The 1,565-nt window shown below is 32.1% G+C and carries 1 protein-coding gene; it reads right to left on the bottom strand.

Annotated elements, in window-relative coordinates; all coding sequences use genetic code 11:
• Positions 1 to 1,517, bottom strand: a 1,517-nt coding sequence (locus AB1414_20600) for a hypothetical protein (GenBank protein MEW6609810.1), incomplete at its 3' end; no start/stop codon positions are given.
• Positions 1,518 to 1,565: the final 48 nt, after the last annotated feature.

The raw sequence follows: 1,565 nt of genomic DNA, 5'->3' as shown, positions 1-1,565 counted from the left end.
AGGAATAAAAACAGGACAGTAATCACAAGTGCAATAAGTAAGCTTCGTGTAATAATCTTTCCAAATGAAATATCACTTTTTTGAATTTCTTGTGATTGGGTAGATTTAATGTCAATTTTAGTAATATAAGCGGCGATTGAAAAACCAATTAATGTCAGGAAATTCCATAGACCAAATAATGTAAATTTTAATTTTGAGATTGTTTTGTTTCTAAAAATAATCATACCCGATAATAAACTTGCTAAGCAAGAACATAATATAAAAAATATTAAACCGTATAATAATCCATATCTGCTTGCAAAATCAGCTGCTTTTATTTTAAATGGGGCAGATACTTTCATCCATAAATCTTGAGTTAAATATTTTGAAGGTGGATTTATTTTGATTCTTGTATATTTTACATCTTTCACCGTGAAACCTTGTTCTTGAGCCTTTCCTGTATAGTAAGTGGAAGGCTTCTTTTCATATTCAGCAAAAAAATCTCTTAATCCTTCTGGAGCACTTAATTGGTTTTCAAAGAAATAATTTACTTCGGCATTTGTTTTAACTCCATCGTATAATTCAGGCTCGACATAATCTAAAACATAAATGACTGCTGCAACTCTTGTACTTCCGTAAACAGATGTTGGTTTTAGAGGATAGTATATTTTATCAGTTGGGAATGTAATAAAAACCCCAATTGAATTACTTGTCCACATTTCCCACTTTTCACCATAGCCTTGTTTTACTGTTCCTTGCTCCTGTTTGAATTTTTCAATATTAGAAATCCAGGATATGACAAAAGAATATTCTCGACCTATATATTCATCTAAAATAGACCTTGAAGATTCTGGTAAGTTTAAACCTTTTGAAATTACATAATTTGTCAATGAAGACCCATCAACAGCAGAAACCAATTCTGTAGTAAGTCCCATTTTTTCAATATGTTTATAAATGGTAACTTCCTCCAACATACCTTCCACTCCCTTTCTTGCTCCTTCCATTTTAAGCATAGTGAGAGATAAAACTGGAAAGGTATAAATTTGGGTTGCTCGCATAGCCATAAAAACATTAGAGATTGATTCATCAGCTTTATCTTGAACATCATAACCCAAAAATTGAGGGAAATCTTTCACAATATTGATAGCAATTCTATTTGGTTTTACTGGAATAGGAAATATCCAAACGGCTTTTTCTCCGGTTAGTTCTTGACCTGGGTCTACTATTAAAATCATATTTTGGAATCCGTCTTTATAGTTAATTGCACAGAGTTGCTGGTCTTCATTGAATAAATTCCACCTGTCTTCATAGTAAATATGAATGAACCCATCAGCAGAAGCAAAAGGGATAAACGATAAAGACAATAAGACAATTTGGGTGATAACAACAAAGAATTCCATCAGATTTTGCACACAGACAATTCCTCCACCTGCTTCCCATATCTGTTTCAAAAGGTTTTTTGACTTCTCATGTTTTATTCCTTCAGAGGTATCGTAAGCATATACAAGAATGTTCGTATCTATCAGTTTATCTGTCATATAGATCCTCTCGTTTTGAATATAATTTTTTCCCAAGATAAAACCCTC

Source organism: bacterium, assembly GCA_040755795.1.
Lineage (GTDB): Bacteria > UBA9089 > CG2-30-40-21 > CG2-30-40-21 > SBAY01 > JBFLXS01.
This window is presented reverse-complemented; position numbering and strand designations above follow the sequence as displayed.